We start from the raw sequence: 13,705 nt of genomic DNA, 5'->3' as shown, positions 1-13,705 counted from the left end.
TCTCGTCGCTGGTGACAGCGTGGCAGGCGCCTGCGCAGATGGTGGAGCCGCCACAGACCGGGGCGCTTTTTATTCCGACCGCCGAACGTAGAGGCGTGTTATCGGTCGAGCTGCACGCGCACTCCGCGCTGTCCTACGACGGGCGCGATCCGGTCGACCTCCTCTTGGAGCAGGCGGCGGGGGTCGGGCTGGACGCGCTCGCCGTCACGGACCACGACGAGATCGACGCCAGCATCGAGGCGGCCGAGAAGGCCCCCGACTACGGGCTCGTCGGCATCGTCGGCATGGAGGTGACGAGCGCGGTCGGCCACGTCCTCGCGTTCGGCATCGAGGAGCGCGTCGAGAGCGGGCTCCCCTTCGACGAGACCCTCGACCGGATCCGCGATCAGGGCGGGATCGCGGTCGTTCCCCACCCCTTCCAGAAGTCCCGCCACGGCGTCGCCGCGCACATCAGCGACGAGCAGCTGGCGAGCGCGGACGCCCTCGAAGTGTACAACTCCCGGCTGTTCACCGGGCGCTCGAACCGGCAGGCCGAGAAGTTCGCGATCCGGAACCGGATGCCGATGACCGCCGGCAGCGACGCTCACATCTCGGAGATGGTCGGACAGGCCGTGACCGAGGTCGGCGCCGACGAGCGCTCGGCCGAGGCGATCCTCGACGGGATCGCCGAGGGCCGGACCAGCGTCGTCGGGAAGCGGACCCCGTGGCGCGTCTCGCTCCGCCAGTTCGGCGGCGGCGCCAAGCGCCGCGCGCTCCGGGCGCTGGACGCGCTCCGCTGACCGCGATGGCGGACGCTTTCCCCTCCGATCCCGATCCCGATCTGCGCGGCGCGTCGCCCGACCGCGTCCGCGACGCCCTCCGCGACGGCGACCCCCTTCCCGGCGGACGCGGCTTCGCCGGACTCCTGCGCGACCCGCCGGACCGCGAGGGACCGGTGCTCGTCAGGGACGTGCTCGGTCGCCAGCCGCTGTTCGTCGAGCGGGAGGCCGGGGATCCCGCGACCGGACTCGATCCAACCGACCCCGGCGCGTGGAGCTTCGACCGGACCGACCTCGACGATCCGGAATCCGTTCCGGCCGGCTCCCTCGCGTCGAGCACGGGGACCGAGCGCGCCTGGTCGCTTCCGGACGACGGGCCAGTCGATCCGGGTCCGGGGCAGGCCGCGGTCGACGAGGCGCTCGACGCCGCGCTCGGGGACCTCGACGCGGAAGGCGGTGAAAACGCCCTCGCGGTCGCCTTCTCCGGCGGCGTCGACTCCGGCGTCGTCGCCGCCGCGGTCCCGGACGCGCCGTGTTACGTCGCCGGCTTCGATGGGTGTCACGACGTCGCGGCCGCCCGCGAGGCCGCCGCGGCGATGGAGCTGGACCTCCGCGTCGTCGAGATCACCCACGACGACCTCGTGCGCGCGGTCCGCGAGGTCGCCGCGGCGACCGGGCGGCGGAACCCGATGGACGTCGCGATCGCGGTCCCGCTGTACCTCGCGGCGGAGGCGGCCGCGGCCGACGGGATCGACCGCCTCGCGGTGGGGCAGGGGGCCGACGAGCTGTTCGGCGGCTACAGCAAGGTCGCCGACCCGGTCGGCGACGACCGCGTCGCGGCGGAGACGGTTCGCGGCGCGCGGACCGAGACGGTCCGCTCCCTCCCGGACCAGCTCGAACGCGACGCGCTTGCGCTCCGGGCCGCCGGGGTCGAGCCGGTCGCGCCCCTGCTCGACGACCGGATCGTCGCCGCCGCGCTCGCGCTGCCGGGCGAACTGCTCGCGAGCGACGGGGACCGCAAGATCGCGCTGCGGCGGGCGGCGGCCGAGCGCGTCCCCGAGTCGGTCCGGACGGCCGACAAGAAGGCGGTCCAGTACGGGACGTACGTCTCTCGGGAGCTCGACCGGCTCGCGCGGCGGGCGGGGTTCAAGCGGCGCATGGACGACCACGTCGGGCAGTACCTCGACGCGCTGCTGTCCGAGTGAGAGGCGGGGACCGATCCGCACGAAAAACGGCCCGTGAGGGCCGATGCTGACCAAGCCGCCGTATGGAGTACCAGTCCTACGGCCGACGCCCGATCGGTCGGGCGCCTACTGACGGATAACGGGGAGCGATATAAAATTCAGGTAGTAGTGACAAATATGACATCGTCATCCCGCGAATGAATGACGATCGAACAGTAATTTCACGGATTCGACCCGAACGATCCGATCGGGGCCGCCAAGAGTCGCCGGAACCGCACATCCATCCGACGGGGGAATCGAGACGGGAGGGCGGGCGTCGCGTCACCTGACGAAGTACGGATCGCTGCCGGCGATGAAGCGCCCGAGGTCGCTCTCGCGGCGGAAGTCCGTCGATCGGAGCTCGCGGAGCGCGTCGGCGAGCCGGTCGCCGTCGCCCGCGACCCACTCGGCGGGGTCCTTGATCGGGAGGACGAGCCACCCGGACCCGAGCAGCTCCTCGGCGTGGAGCGCGTCCATGTCGAGCTCCGTCTTGTGCGCCCGCGAGGTGTACTCCCGGAGGACGTGGTCGGTGGCGCGGGCGCCGACGGGGAGGAGGACGTGAGCGGCGATCGCCCGGAGCTCCGCGTCGAAGAACCGCTCCATGTCGTCGTACGCCGCCTCGTCCGGGACGCCGTCGGCGACGCACATGTGGAGGTACGAGAAGAACGTCCGGTCGGCGGCGATCGGGTCCGCCGCCCGGGTGTCGTCTATCAGGTCGTCGTCGGCCGCCGGCCCCTCGTCGAACCCGGCGATCAGCCCGCCATCGACCAGCGCCGAGAGGAACGCGTCCGACCACGGCTCGCCGGTGAACGGGACGCCGGCGTCGGCGCCGCCGTGGGCCCCGGGGTGATCGCCGATCACGTGGAAGTCGGCGTTGGCGTCGCCGTAGCCGGGGACGAACGACTCGCAGTCCGGGCGCATCCCGAACGGGTTCCGCGTCCTGTCCGTGACGTTCTGCACGCCGCGAGGTAGGCGACGGACCGGTTAAATCCCGTTCGGTCCGCGGCGGGACCCGGTCGGGTTTCACCCCGAACTCCGGACGCGGTTCCGGGGAACCCCGAGATACCGATCGGAACGCCGCCGAGGCCCGCGGGGACCGCACGGATGCGAGGCGCACGAGGCGCGATGGATACGCATAACTTATGGAAAAGAGTCGGATTCGCACCGCCGTGGATATCCCGAACGCGACGGCCGCCCGGTTATATTTCATAATCGTTAATCTACGACCCGAAACCGCATTACTGCGCCGGGGTCGGCGAGCCGGTAGCCCCGGAAAGTATTTATACACACCTCCGCTCGGGTCGTTCGAAGACCCATGTTCGACCGCATCCGTACGGCGGCCCTCTTCGGGCTGCACCAGGCGACCGTCGCCGTCGGGATCTCGCTGTTCCCGGTGGCCGTCTTCGCCCGCCAGCGACTCGGTATCAACGTCCCCATCGGCCGGCTCGTCGAGACCACCGGCGAGGCGTACGAGGCCACCGAGGAGTGAGCGCGCCGGCACCGTCGTGACGGTCTCGTTTTCGACCGCGTCCCTTTTCGAGAGCGCCCGCTTCGAGCGCGTCGCCGCCGGAGAGCGATCGGCGCGACAGCCGAGCTCCCGACAGAGCGAGGGCTTCCAACGGCCCGACTGCGATGGCTTTCAGCGGCCCGACCGCGACGACGAATAGACCCGTCGGAACCGGCGGTCGGTCCCCGAAGGGTTGCCTTTATCAGCGCGCCGAGCCAACGGAGGCGTAATGCGAACACCGACTGGCGACCTCTCCGACGGACCGGCCCAGGAGCTCGGCCGCGACCAGCCCGTCTTCGGACCCGAGATCGGCGAGTTCGAACACAGCGAACGCCGCGCGGCGCAGGCCGACGGCGAGGGCGAGATGAAGACCGGCACCACGACCGTCGGCATCAAGACCGCCGACGGCGTCGTGATGGCGACCGACATGCGCGCCTCTCTCGGCGGCATGGTCTCCTCGAAGGACGTCCAGAAGGTCGAGGAAGTCCACCCGCGCGGCGCCCTGACCATCGCCGGCTCCGTCTCCGCCGCTCAGAACCTCATCTCGACGCTGAAAGCCGAGACGAGCCTCTACGAGACCCGCCGCGGCAAGGACATGTCCATGGAGGCGCTGTCGACGCTCACCGGGAACCTCCTCCGTTCCGGCGCGTTCTACATCGTCCAGCCGATCCTCGGCGGCGTCGACGACGAGGGCGCCCACATCTACTCCATCGACGCTCTCGGCGGCACCACCGAGGAGGAGTACACCGTCACCGGCTCCGGCTCGCAGTACGCACTCGGTGTCTTAGAGCAGGAGTACCACGACGACGTGACCGTCGACGAGGCGACCGAGATCGCCGCGAAGGCGATCCAGTCCGCGGTCGAACGCGACCTCGCGTCCGGTAACGGGATCAACGTCGCCGTCGTCACCGACGAGGGCGTCGACATCACCCGCTACAAAGACTTCGACGACCTGCTTTAAACGCGGTCATCCGGTCGCGATCGACGCCGATTCCGCTTCTGTCGGCCTTTTTCCCCGTTTCGGTCCTCATCGTTAGAGCCGACCGGACCGATCGAACCGACCGGACGACCGGTCGACCCGACGACTCAGGCACCGCGATCCTCGACAGCGTCGGCGTCTTTCGCGTCGGTCCCCTCCTTCGCGTCCCTCACGTCCGTCGGCGACCGGATCCCGTCGCCCCAGTAGAACCGCGGGCCGAGGACGAGGTAGCCGACGGAGAGGAACAGCAGCGCGAACGCGAACCCCTCGCCGATCCACGCCGGGAGGATCGAGGTGGCCATGTGGCCGACCGGCGTCAGGATGACGGCGGCCTGGACGACGCCCATCACGAGCGCGTCCTGCGCGTGGAGGTCGGGGTACGTGACCGTCGATCCCATCAGCAGGGCGAACGCGGCGGTCCCCGCGACGAGCAGCGCGGGAGCGGTGTAGCCGGCGATGACCGCTGCCGCGAGCACCGTGGCCGCCAGCGTCGTCGGCACGCCCACCGTCACCCGCTCGTCGGTGTCGTAGGCCGTGTACATCCCGAGCCGGGCGACCGCCATGGAGACGAACAGGGCCGCGACGCCGACGGCCGCCGCGACGAAGACCGGATCGGCCGCGAACGACCGCGCGTCGAGGACGACGAACGCCACGAGCGCGGCGGGCGCGACGCCGAACGACGCCACGTCGGCCAGCGAGTCGAGGTACGGCCCGGCGTCGGTGGAGCCGCGGTGGCGCGCCACGACGCCGTCGAGCCCGTCCGCGACCGCGGCGAGCAGGATGAGGCGGGCCGCGAGCCGGACGTCGACAGCGGCGGCGACGACCGCGAGGAAGCCGACCGCGGCGTTCGCCACGGTCACCGCGTCGGCGAGCCCGAGCCGCCCGACGAACCGCAAATGCATACGGGATCGGTCTCCGAGCCGGGTTTTAGGGTTTGTTATCTGCGGAGCATCGACCGGGGGCGGCCGAGGCCGCGCCGTTCGCGGGGTTTCCCTCGTCGGGCGAAGTATTAACAACGGGATGGCCCAAGGTTGGTGCATGGACCCAATTACCCTCCAACTCGGTTTCGGCCTGGTGAGCGTCGGGCTGCTCTTCCTGTTGCTCGTGGTCGTCACGCTCTGGCAGTCGTTCGAGATCGTCGACGCCTACGAGAAGAAGACGCTCACGGTGTTCGGCGAGTACCGGAAGCTGCTCGAACCCGGGATCAACCTCATCCCGCCGTTCGTCTCCCGCACCTACCCGTTCGACATGCGGACCCAGACGCTGGACGTTCCCCGCCAGGAGGCGATCACGCGGGACAACTCGCCGGTGACGGCGGACGCGGTCGTCTACATCAAGGTGATGGACGCCAAGAAGGCCTTCCTCGAAGTGGACGACTACAAGAAGGCCGTCTCGAACCTCGCGCAGACGACCCTCCGCGCCGTCCTCGGCGACATGGAGCTCGACGACACGCTGAACAAGCGACAGGAGATCAACGCGAAGATCCGCAAGGAGCTCGACGAGCCGACCGACGAGTGGGGGATCCGCGTCGAGAGCGTCGAGGTCCGCGAGGTCAACCCCTCGAAGGACGTCCAGCAGGCGATGGAACAGCAGACCTCCGCCGAGCGCCGGCGCCGCGCGATGATCCTCGAAGCGCAGGGGGAACGCCGCTCCGCGGTCGAGCAGGCGGAGGGTGACAAGCAGTCGAACATCATCCGCGCGCAGGGGGAAAAGCAGAGCCAGATCCTCGAAGCGCAGGGGGACGCGATCTCGACCGTCCTCCGCGCCCGCTCGGCCGAGTCGATGGGCGAACGCGCCATCATCGAGCGCGGCATGGAGACCTTAGAAGAGATCGGCAAGGGCGAGTCCACGACCTTCGTCCTCCCGCAGGAGCTGACGAGTCTGGTCGGCCGCTACGGCAAGGCGCTGTCCGGCTCCGACGTGCAACAGATGGAGGGGCTCGACGGCAAAGAGTTCGACGACGACACCCGGAAGATGCTCGGACTCGACGACATCGACGAGATCCTCGGCCAGATCGAGGAGTCGGCGGAGATGGACGTCGAGGAGTTAGAGAAGGAGGCCGAAGCAGTCAAGGCCGGCGGCGCCGGCGCCGACATCAAGTCGGCCGACGAAGTCATCCAGGAGATGGACGAGGAAGCGGTCGACGGCGACGTGGAGACCGAGCGCGAGGGGTGATCGGCGGACCGGGACGGCAGGGTTCCATACCCCGGCGCGGCGCCGGCGGCCGCTCCGGTCCCGCGCGAGTGCCCGAGTAGTCGCTGTCCGCGGCCTCGCGGTCGGTACGCGTCCCCGAAACGGTCCGATACCGCCCCGAACGAAGTGCTTTTGTCGGGGCGACAACTACTTCGGTTCGTGACCGACGAGATCGACGGACGGAAACGCGAGACGCTCCGACGGTTCGCCGCCATCGGGGCCGCCGCGCCGTTCGTCGGGACCGCGAGCGCCGACTCCGGGGACGCCGGGGGCGACGCGAACGAGACCCGCGAGGCGATCCGCGGGTACGTGCCGACGACGCCCGGCGCCCACTTCTCCAAGCTCCGCGACGACCTCCGGCTCGGAACCGGCGAGGCGCAGCACCACCTCCGGAAGCTGGAGGAGGCCGGCGAGATCGAGTCGGCGAAGGACGCCGACTACCGGCGGTACTTCCCGGCCGGCCGGTTCGACGATCTCGACAAGCGCGCGCTCGGGTACCTCCGGCGCGACACGCCCCGGGGGATGATCCTCGCGCTGTTGCGCGACCCGACGGCGACCGGCGCGGAGCTGGCCGCCGAGCTCGACGTCTCTCGACCGACCGTGAGCACCGCCGCCGCCGACCTCGAAGCGGCCGGACTCCTCGACCGGTCCGACGGGTACGCGCTGACCGAGCCGGAGCGCCTGCTCACGCTCGCGATCCGGTACGCCGACTCCTTCGACGCCGACGCCGTGGCCCTCGCCGACGACGCGGCGTCGCTGGTGGCGTACGACCCGTAACCGCTCGCCTATTGTGGGGTAAGAGAGTCAGTACGATCCGGTCAGGCCGTGACCATCCACGTCGTCCCCGACGAGTACCCCCACTTCTCGACGTCGATGTCGGCCGCCGCGTCGGCGACCGCGCTCATGTTCGCGCCGACCTCCTTCGCCGAGAGGTCGAGCTCGTCGGCGATCAGTCGCGACTTGAAGTAGGTCTGATCGGCGGCGTTCTCGCGGAGGTACCGCAGGATACGCGCCTGTTTCGCGGAGAGGCCGGCTGACTCGACGGCGACCGCGTCGGGTTGGACCGTGCTCATACGGGACACAAGTCGTATCACCACATAAGGCGGTTGGTAGGTCGGGTTAACACGCCGCAGTCGTGCGGTTTTCTCGGTGAGAGGGAGCGTGGAGACGGAGCGATCCCCGCGTTTCGGTACGATCCTCGAACGCCCCAGTCGGGACCGGACGGATCCGTTCCCCGAACAGATCCGTTCCGGGCCGTCCCGATCAGTACAGGTCGGAGACGAACGGGCCCAGCGCGCCGGCGACCGCCGTCGCGAGGGCGTCGGCGCGGTCGACGCGGCCGTTCGTGAGCGCGCCCGCGGCGCCGCCGCGTTTCGCGACCCCGTTCGTGTCGAGGACGTGGTCCATCACCGGGCCGAGCTCCTCGCCGTCGTCGATCCGGTCGGCGACGGCGGCGGGGAGTTCGAGGCTCGGGCCCGCGCTGCGACCGACCCGCGAGCCGTCGGAGACGGCGGCCCACATGACGAGGAAGAGTCCGTCTGTACCATCGAATCGGGCGACGCCGCCCTCGATGCCGATTCCGAGGTCGTACTCGTCTCCCGCCGCGTCGAGAACGGCCGCGGCCCGATTCTCTGCGCCGGCGACCGTCTCGGCGTGGCCGGTCGGCTGTTCGCTCACCCCCGAGGGGACGGGGACCGCTTCGACCGCGACCGCCTCCGGGTCGCCGGGGAGCCCGTCGACGAGCGAGGGCTCGGAGTCATGTTCCGCGGCGACGCCGAGCGCCTGTTCGACCGCGCGCCGCTTCACCGGGTTGCCGCTGCCGACGCCGACTCGCATACCGACCATCGAGCGACGGGCTACGAATAGCTCTCGATATCGGGATAGAACAGTCCGGCCAGCCGCTCGACGCCGTCGATCAGGGCGGGGCTCGGCTGGTTGAGGAGGGAGTCGTCGATCACGTGGACGGGGGCATCGACGGCCCAGTCGCGTCCCTCGACGGTCGCCGGATCGATCCGGTCCCCGTGCCCGCAGACGTGGACGATCACGTGGTCGGGATCGGCTCGCTCGACGCTCGCGAGGTCGACCTCGCGGGAGCGCTCGCCCGGGTCGACGAAGGGATACCGGCCGCCGGCGGCGCGCACGGCGTCGGGGACCCAATTGCCGGCGGCCATCGGGGGGTCCGACCACTCCTCGCAGTAGACGGTCGGGCGGGGGCGGTCCGCGACCGCGTCGGCGACCGCGTCGAGGCGGGCTCGCGCGTCGGCCGCGAGGCGCTCGCCGGCGTCGGGGCGCCCCACGTCGGCGCCGCGGGCGGCGAAGGCCGAAATCGCCTCGTCGAGGGTCGACGGCTCGCGGTGGGCCACGTCGAACCCGCGGTCGCGGCAGTCGGCCGCGAGCTCCGACTGCAGCCCGTCGCTCGTGAGGACGATGTCGGGCGCGAGGTCGGCGACGCGGTCGAGGTCCGGGTTCAGCCAGCCGCCGACGGCGACGGGAGCGTCGGCCTCGTGGGCCGCGCCGGCGTCCGCCGGGAGATCGCAGTGGTGCGTGACGCCGACGAGGGTCTCGGCGGCGCCGAGGGCCGTCACGGTCGCCGTCGCGCTCGGCGCGAGCGAGACGACGCGAGGGGCGTTCATCGCGAACCGATCGGAGCGCCACCGTGCCAAGCGTTTCGGTCGGCGGGCGGGCGATCGGGCCGGTCGCCGAAAACACGTGATAGATCGTGTTCTTTCGTCGGGATTCGAGCGACACGTTCCGGTCGTTTTAAGTTCGGTTCCGCCGTCTATCGGACAAGATCGCTCTCGGGCCGTGTTCAGTTACCGAGAGGGGGTTTAGCCATGAGTGAACGATTACACACGCGGGGGAGTCGCTCCCGAACGGAGACGGACGAGACGGAATCGGAACAGACCGACGAGACGCTGAACTGTCCGGAGTGCGGCGGGAACGTCATCAACGACGAGGAGCACGGGGAGAGCGTCTGTGCGGACTGCGGGCTCGTCGTCGAGGCGGACTCGGTCGACCGCGGGCCGGAGTGGCGCGCGTTCGACTCCCGCGAGAAGGACGAGAAGAGCCGCGTCGGCGCCCCGACGACCAACACGATGCACGACAAGGGGCTCTCGACGAACATCGACTGGCGCGACAAGGACGCGTACGGCCGGTCGCTCGGCGCGCGCCAGCGCCAGAAGATGCAGCGGCTCCGCAAGTGGAACGAGCGCTTCCGCACCCGCGACTCCAAGGAGCGGAACCTCAAGCAGGCACTCGGCGAGATCGACCGGATGGCGTCGGCACAGGGGCTCCCGGACAACGTCCGCGAGACCGCCTCCGTCATCTACCGCCGCGCGCTCGACGAGGACCTCCTCCCCGGGCGCTCCATCGAGGGCGTCTCCACCTCCTGCGTGTACGCCGCCGCCCGGATGGCCGGCGTCCCGCGCAGCCTCGACGAGATCGCCGACGTGTCGCGCGTCGAGAAGGCCGAGATCGCGCGGACGTACCGCTACGTCGTCCGCGAGCTCAAGCTCGAAGTGAAGCCGGCCGACCCCGAGCAGTATGTCCCCCGGTTCGCCTCGGACCTCGAACTCTCCGAGGAGTCCGAGATGCGCGCGAAGAGCCTCCTGCGAAACGCCAAGGAGAAGGGCGTCCACTCCGGCAAGTCGCCCGTGGGCCTCGCGGCCGCCGCCGTCTACGCCGCCGCGCTCCTCACCAACGAGAAGACGACGCAGGCCGCGGTCTCCGAGGTCGCCGACATCTCCGAGGTCACCATCCGGAACCGCTACCACGAGCTGCTCGAAGCCGAGGACGGCCTCGTCGCGTAAGCGCCTCGTTTTTCGCAGGTCCGTTCCCGCCGGACGCACACACATAAGTTCCCGCCCGCGGAAGCCCCGCGTATGTTCGAGGAGTTCGTCCTGACTGCGAGCACGGCCGACCTCTCGGAGGAGCCGGCCGCCCGCGAGCACGCCGACGCGGTGGAGTTCCGGATGGACCTGGCGAGCGACCCGCTCGACCAGATCGACGACTACGGGGGCGAGCTCCCGCTGCTCGTCACGAACCGCGCGTCGTGGGAGGGGGGCGAGGCCGAGGGGATCGGGCGGTACGACGCGCTCTCGACCGCGGTCAGCCACGAGGCGGTCGCCGCCGTCGACGTCGAGCTCGCGGCGCTGCGCGGGACGCACCCCGACGGCGCCGAGGAGTCGCACGCGACCGCGCTGCGAGAGACCGCCCGCGAGGCGGGCGTGTCGGTGGTCGCGTCCGTCCACGACTTCGAGTCGACGCCGGAGCCGGGGGCCCTCGTCGACCTGCTCGCGGACGCGGCGAGCGAGGGCGACGTGGGGAAGCTGGCGACGACGGCGACCGCCCCGGCCGACGCGCTCGCGATGCTGGAGGCCACCCACGAGGCGACCGCGGCCGGCCACCGCGTCGCGACGATGTGCATGGGCGAGCCCGGGCGCCACACCCGCGCGGTCGCGCCCGTCTACGGCTCGAAGATCGGCTACGCCCCCGTCGATCCCGCGAACGCGACCGCGCCCGGCCAGTACCCGCTCGCGACGCTCCGACGGCTCGTGGACGGGCTGCGCGGCGACGGCGAAGCGGACGAGTGATCCATTTATAAGTCGTTTCCCTCGGATGCGGTGACTGTTTATAAGTGAATACGGTGCGGTGGCGCGTGCCGACGAGCGCCCGCAGGGCGCGAGTCGCACGCGCGAGGGAGTCGCTGGCGGCTATTGCCGCCAGCGACGAGGCTGGGGAGGCGTGAGGTGCGGTCGCTGTGCGGTACGGGGCGGGACTCGAAGGGGCAGTCGCGAGGCGAGCGCAGGCGAAGCAAGGACCGCAACGAGAGAGCGAACGCAGTGAGCGACCGAGTGAGGACCGCAGCGAGCGTGCGCCCGCCTCGCGACTGGGGCTTCGGTGGTGTCCGTACCGATCGACTGCTTATAAGCGGCAACGTATCGCCGAGCGACTGGGGCTTCGGTGGTGTTCTGGTCAAAGCCGATGTCACGGTCAGCGATCGGGGCCCGTCCGACTCCGAGGTCGTCGAGGGCCACCGCAAGGAACCCGATCGCGTAAAGAGCCAAACCGCTTTACGACCGCCGCCGTAAGAGCCGCCAATGGCGACGTGCGACGTGTGTGGGGAGTACGAGAACCTCCCGTACCAGTGTAAACGGTGCGGCAAGACGTTCTGCGCCGAGCACCGCCTGCCCGAGAACCACGACTGTCCGGGGCTCGCCGAGTGGAACGACCCCGGCGGCGTCTTCGACAGCGGGTTCGACGAGAGCGTCGAGGGCGGCGGCGCGGGTGGCTCGGGAAGCGGGAACGCCGGCGCGTCCGCCGGCGTCGCGGGCCGCGTCAAGCGTCGGATCGACCGCGAGACGAGCACCGGCGGGCTGGTGAGCTATTTCCGCAACAACGCGACGTACGCGATCCTGCTCGCGATGTGGGTCACCTTCCTCGCGCAGTGGGCCGTGACCATCCTCTTCGGCGAGGCCGTCCACAGCCAGATCTTCGTCCTCCGGTCTGACGCGATCGGTCGGGTCTGGACGTGGGGCACGTCGGTGCTCTCGCACTCCCGGATCCAGCTGTTCCACATCATCGGGAACAGCATCGTCATCCTGTTCTTCGGCCCGCTCGTCGAGCGCGCGGTCGGCTCGAAGCGCTTCGTCGGATTCTTCTTCGGGGCAGGGATCCTCGCCGGGCTCGGCCACGTCCTCTTCGCGATCGGGACCGGCGCGCCGACGACCGGCGTGCTCGGGGCCAGCGGCGCCGGGTTCGCGATCCTCGGCGTGCTCACCGTCTGGCGGCCGAACATGCAGGTGCTCCTCTTCTTCGTCATCCCGATGAAGATCAAGTACCTGACGTGGGGGATCGCGCTCGTCTCGGCGGTGCTCGTGATCCAGAGCGGCACCGGCGGCGTCGGCGGGATCGCGCACCTCGCGCACCTGATCGGCTTCGCGATCGGGCTCGCGTTCGGCAAGCGCAACGAGGGCCTCGCGCGGTCCGCCGGCGGGGCGGGCGGCGTCTCGATGGGGGGCGCGCGCGGGCCCCGCGGACCCGGCGGGCCGGGCGGTCCCGGCGGGCGGTTTTAAATGTCGCCGGCGGTCGATCCGGACGCAGTCGCTCGCCCGAAGTTCCTCCCGGACCCCGCACTCTCGCGCGCGGAGATGGAATCGCTCCAGCGCGAGCTGGCGGCGACGGCGACGTTCGCGGACGACCACGACCTCGACCCGAGAGCGGTCGCGATCGACGAGCCCGCGGACCTGACCGACGGGGTTCCGGACCCGCGTCAGGAGACGCTTCCGGGCACCTCGGACGCAGGCGGGTCGGCCGCCGGCAACTCCGACGCGCCGGTCGTCGTCGGGATCGATCAGGCGTTCCTGACGCCCGACGACGGCGAGGACCGCGCCGTCTCCGCCGCGGTCGCGATCCGCGGCGGCGACGTGATCGAGTACGCGAGCGCCGTCACGCCCCTCTCGATCCCGTACGTCCCGGGCCTGCTCGCGTTCCGAGAGGGGGAGCCGATGCTCGCGGCGCTCGAGGCCCTCGACGCCGAGCCCGACCTGCTGGTCTGTGACGGCTCCGGCCGGATCCACTTTCGGGAGGCCGGCGTCGCGACCCACGTCGGCGTCCTGCTCGACGTGCCGAGCGTCGGCGTCGCAAAGAGCCTGCTGTGCGGGACGCCCGACGAGTCCACCGACGGGCGGCCAGAGGGCTGGCGGACCCCGATCCGCGCGGACGAGTCGGTGGAGACGGCGAGTGCGGGCGGCGGGGCCGGCGACGCCGCCGACGCCGCCGACGGCGACACCCCCGCCGCCGTCATCGGCCACGCCTATCAGTCCCGCCAGTACCCGAACAGCCGGCGCGTGAACCCCCTGTACGTGAGCCCCGGCCACCGCGTGTCGGCCGCGACGACCGTCGAGTTCGTCGCGGCGCTGTGTGCGGGCTACAAGCTCCCGGAGCCGACCCGGATCGCGGACGCCTACGCGGACGTCGCGAAGCGGGACGCCGAGTGAAGCGAGTCGTCCCGACCCGATCCCGTGCGTGCCATCAGTTGCCACAG

General features: G+C 70.8%; 15 protein-coding genes. 10 read left to right on the top strand and 5 right to left on the bottom strand.

The window, feature by feature from the left end; translation table 11 throughout:
* Positions 1-95: 95 nt before the first annotated feature.
* Complete coding sequence (locus CK500_RS06065) at positions 96-779, top strand: PHP domain-containing protein (protein ID WP_095636359.1); 684 nt, start codon at positions 96-98, stop codon at positions 777-779.
* 5 nt (positions 780-784) lie between these two features.
* The gene (locus tag CK500_RS06060; RefSeq protein WP_095636358.1) at positions 785-1,963 is read left to right on the top strand and encodes an asparagine synthase C-terminal domain-containing protein; all 1,179 of its coding nucleotides are present in this window, start codon (positions 785-787) and stop codon (positions 1,961-1,963) included.
* Positions 1,964-2,263: 300 nt separating this feature from the next.
* Here the strand turns inward: CK500_RS06060 and CK500_RS06055 are convergent, their stop codons facing one another.
* The gene (locus tag CK500_RS06055) at positions 2,264-2,941 is read right to left on the bottom strand and encodes a uracil-DNA glycosylase family protein (RefSeq protein WP_095636357.1); all 678 of its coding nucleotides are present in this window, start codon (positions 2,939-2,941) and stop codon (positions 2,264-2,266) included.
* Between the two features lie 355 nt (positions 2,942-3,296).
* Between CK500_RS06055 and CK500_RS17345 the strand changes: the two genes are divergently transcribed.
* Together CK500_RS17345 and psmB are read left to right on the top strand one after the other, a co-directional pair.
* Positions 3,297-3,470: a hypothetical protein gene (locus CK500_RS17345; protein WP_198951513.1), complete on the top strand. Its 174-nt coding sequence runs from the start codon at positions 3,297-3,299 to the stop codon at positions 3,468-3,470.
* A 247-nt stretch (positions 3,471-3,717) separates the two neighbouring features.
* Positions 3,718-4,449 (top strand): archaeal proteasome endopeptidase complex subunit beta, encoded by a 732-nt coding sequence (gene psmB / locus CK500_RS06050; RefSeq protein WP_095636356.1) that lies wholly within the window; start codon positions 3,718-3,720, stop codon positions 4,447-4,449.
* 125 nt (positions 4,450-4,574) lie between these two features.
* Here the strand turns inward: psmB and CK500_RS06045 are convergent, their stop codons facing one another.
* Positions 4,575-5,369: a protein sorting system archaetidylserine synthase gene (locus CK500_RS06045; RefSeq protein WP_095636355.1), complete on the bottom strand. Its 795-nt coding sequence runs from the start codon at positions 5,367-5,369 to the stop codon at positions 4,575-4,577.
* 136 nt (positions 5,370-5,505) lie between these two features.
* Here CK500_RS06045 and CK500_RS06040 point away from each other — a divergent pair, with 136 nt between their 5' ends.
* Complete coding sequence (locus CK500_RS06040; RefSeq protein WP_095636354.1) at positions 5,506-6,642, top strand: SPFH domain-containing protein; 1,137 nt, start codon at positions 5,506-5,508, stop codon at positions 6,640-6,642.
* Between the two features lie 177 nt (positions 6,643-6,819).
* Positions 6,820-7,437 carry a winged helix-turn-helix transcriptional regulator gene (locus tag CK500_RS06035; protein WP_095636353.1) on the top strand — a complete coding sequence of 206 codons (618 nt, stop codon included), beginning with the start codon at positions 6,820-6,822 and terminating at the stop codon, positions 7,435-7,437.
* Between the two features lie 41 nt (positions 7,438-7,478).
* Here CK500_RS06035 and CK500_RS06030 read toward each other — a convergent pair whose 3' ends face one another.
* The 3 genes from CK500_RS06030 to CK500_RS06020 form a co-directional block, all read right to left on the bottom strand.
* The gene (locus CK500_RS06030) at positions 7,479-7,733 is read right to left on the bottom strand and encodes a DUF7123 family protein (protein WP_095636352.1); all 255 of its coding nucleotides are present in this window, start codon (positions 7,731-7,733) and stop codon (positions 7,479-7,481) included.
* Between the two features lie 190 nt (positions 7,734-7,923).
* Complete coding sequence (locus CK500_RS06025; protein ID WP_095636351.1) at positions 7,924-8,505, bottom strand: DUF84 family protein; 582 nt, start codon at positions 8,503-8,505, stop codon at positions 7,924-7,926.
* 11 nt (positions 8,506-8,516) lie between these two features.
* Complete coding sequence (locus tag CK500_RS06020) at positions 8,517-9,293, bottom strand: cobalamin-binding protein (protein ID WP_095636350.1); 777 nt, start codon at positions 9,291-9,293, stop codon at positions 8,517-8,519.
* Positions 9,294-9,494: 201 nt separating this feature from the next.
* Here CK500_RS06020 and CK500_RS06015 point away from each other — a divergent pair, with 201 nt between their 5' ends.
* The 4 genes from CK500_RS06015 to CK500_RS06000 all read left to right on the top strand — a co-directional run bounded on the left by CK500_RS06015 (position 9,495) and on the right by CK500_RS06000 (position 13,658).
* Complete coding sequence (locus tag CK500_RS06015; protein ID WP_095636349.1) at positions 9,495-10,469, top strand: transcription initiation factor IIB; 975 nt, start codon at positions 9,495-9,497, stop codon at positions 10,467-10,469.
* A gap of 72 nt (positions 10,470-10,541) precedes the next feature.
* Positions 10,542-11,252, top strand: coding sequence for a type I 3-dehydroquinate dehydratase (locus CK500_RS06010; protein ID WP_095636348.1), 711 nt, complete (start codon positions 10,542-10,544; stop codon positions 11,250-11,252).
* 507 nt (positions 11,253-11,759) lie between these two features.
* Positions 11,760-12,734, top strand: a complete 975-nt coding sequence (locus CK500_RS06005; RefSeq protein WP_095636347.1) for a rhomboid family intramembrane serine protease — start codon at positions 11,760-11,762, stop codon at positions 12,732-12,734.
* Positions 12,735-13,658, top strand: coding sequence for an endonuclease V (locus tag CK500_RS06000; RefSeq protein WP_095636346.1), 924 nt, complete (start codon positions 12,735-12,737; stop codon positions 13,656-13,658).
* The last annotated feature ends 47 nt before the right edge of the window (positions 13,659-13,705 follow it).

Origin of the sequence: Halorubrum salipaludis (assembly GCF_002286985.1) — an archaeon.
Classification (GTDB): domain Archaea; phylum Halobacteriota; class Halobacteria; order Halobacteriales; family Haloferacaceae; genus Halorubrum; species Halorubrum salipaludis.
This window is presented reverse-complemented; position numbering and strand designations above follow the sequence as displayed.

Bases quoted from the DNA above. Each gene is read 5' to 3' on its own strand.
- CK500_RS06005 (WP_095636347.1), top strand. From the start codon at position 11,760: ATGGCGACGTGCGACGTGTGTGGGGAGTACGAGAACCTCCCGTACCAG.
- CK500_RS06020 (WP_095636350.1), bottom strand. From the start codon at position 9,293: ATGAACGCCCCTCGCGTCGTCTCGCTCGCGCCGAGCGCGACGGCGACC.
- CK500_RS06030 (WP_095636352.1), bottom strand. From the start codon at position 7,733: ATGAGCACGGTCCAACCCGACGCGGTCGCCGTCGAGTCAGCCGGCCTC.
- CK500_RS06000 (WP_095636346.1), top strand. From the start codon at position 12,735: ATGTCGCCGGCGGTCGATCCGGACGCAGTCGCTCGCCCGAAGTTCCTC.
- CK500_RS06045 (WP_095636355.1), bottom strand. From the start codon at position 5,369: ATGCATTTGCGGTTCGTCGGGCGGCTCGGGCTCGCCGACGCGGTGACC.
- CK500_RS06060 (WP_095636358.1), top strand. From the start codon at position 785: ATGGCGGACGCTTTCCCCTCCGATCCCGATCCCGATCTGCGCGGCGCG.
- CK500_RS06040 (WP_095636354.1), top strand. From the start codon at position 5,506: ATGGACCCAATTACCCTCCAACTCGGTTTCGGCCTGGTGAGCGTCGGG.
- CK500_RS06015 (WP_095636349.1), top strand. From the start codon at position 9,495: ATGAGTGAACGATTACACACGCGGGGGAGTCGCTCCCGAACGGAGACG.
- psmB (WP_095636356.1), top strand. From the start codon at position 3,718: ATGCGAACACCGACTGGCGACCTCTCCGACGGACCGGCCCAGGAGCTC.
- CK500_RS06025 (WP_095636351.1), bottom strand. From the start codon at position 8,505: ATGGTCGGTATGCGAGTCGGCGTCGGCAGCGGCAACCCGGTGAAGCGG.
- CK500_RS17345 (WP_198951513.1), top strand. From the start codon at position 3,297: ATGTTCGACCGCATCCGTACGGCGGCCCTCTTCGGGCTGCACCAGGCG.
- CK500_RS06010 (WP_095636348.1), top strand. From the start codon at position 10,542: ATGTTCGAGGAGTTCGTCCTGACTGCGAGCACGGCCGACCTCTCGGAG.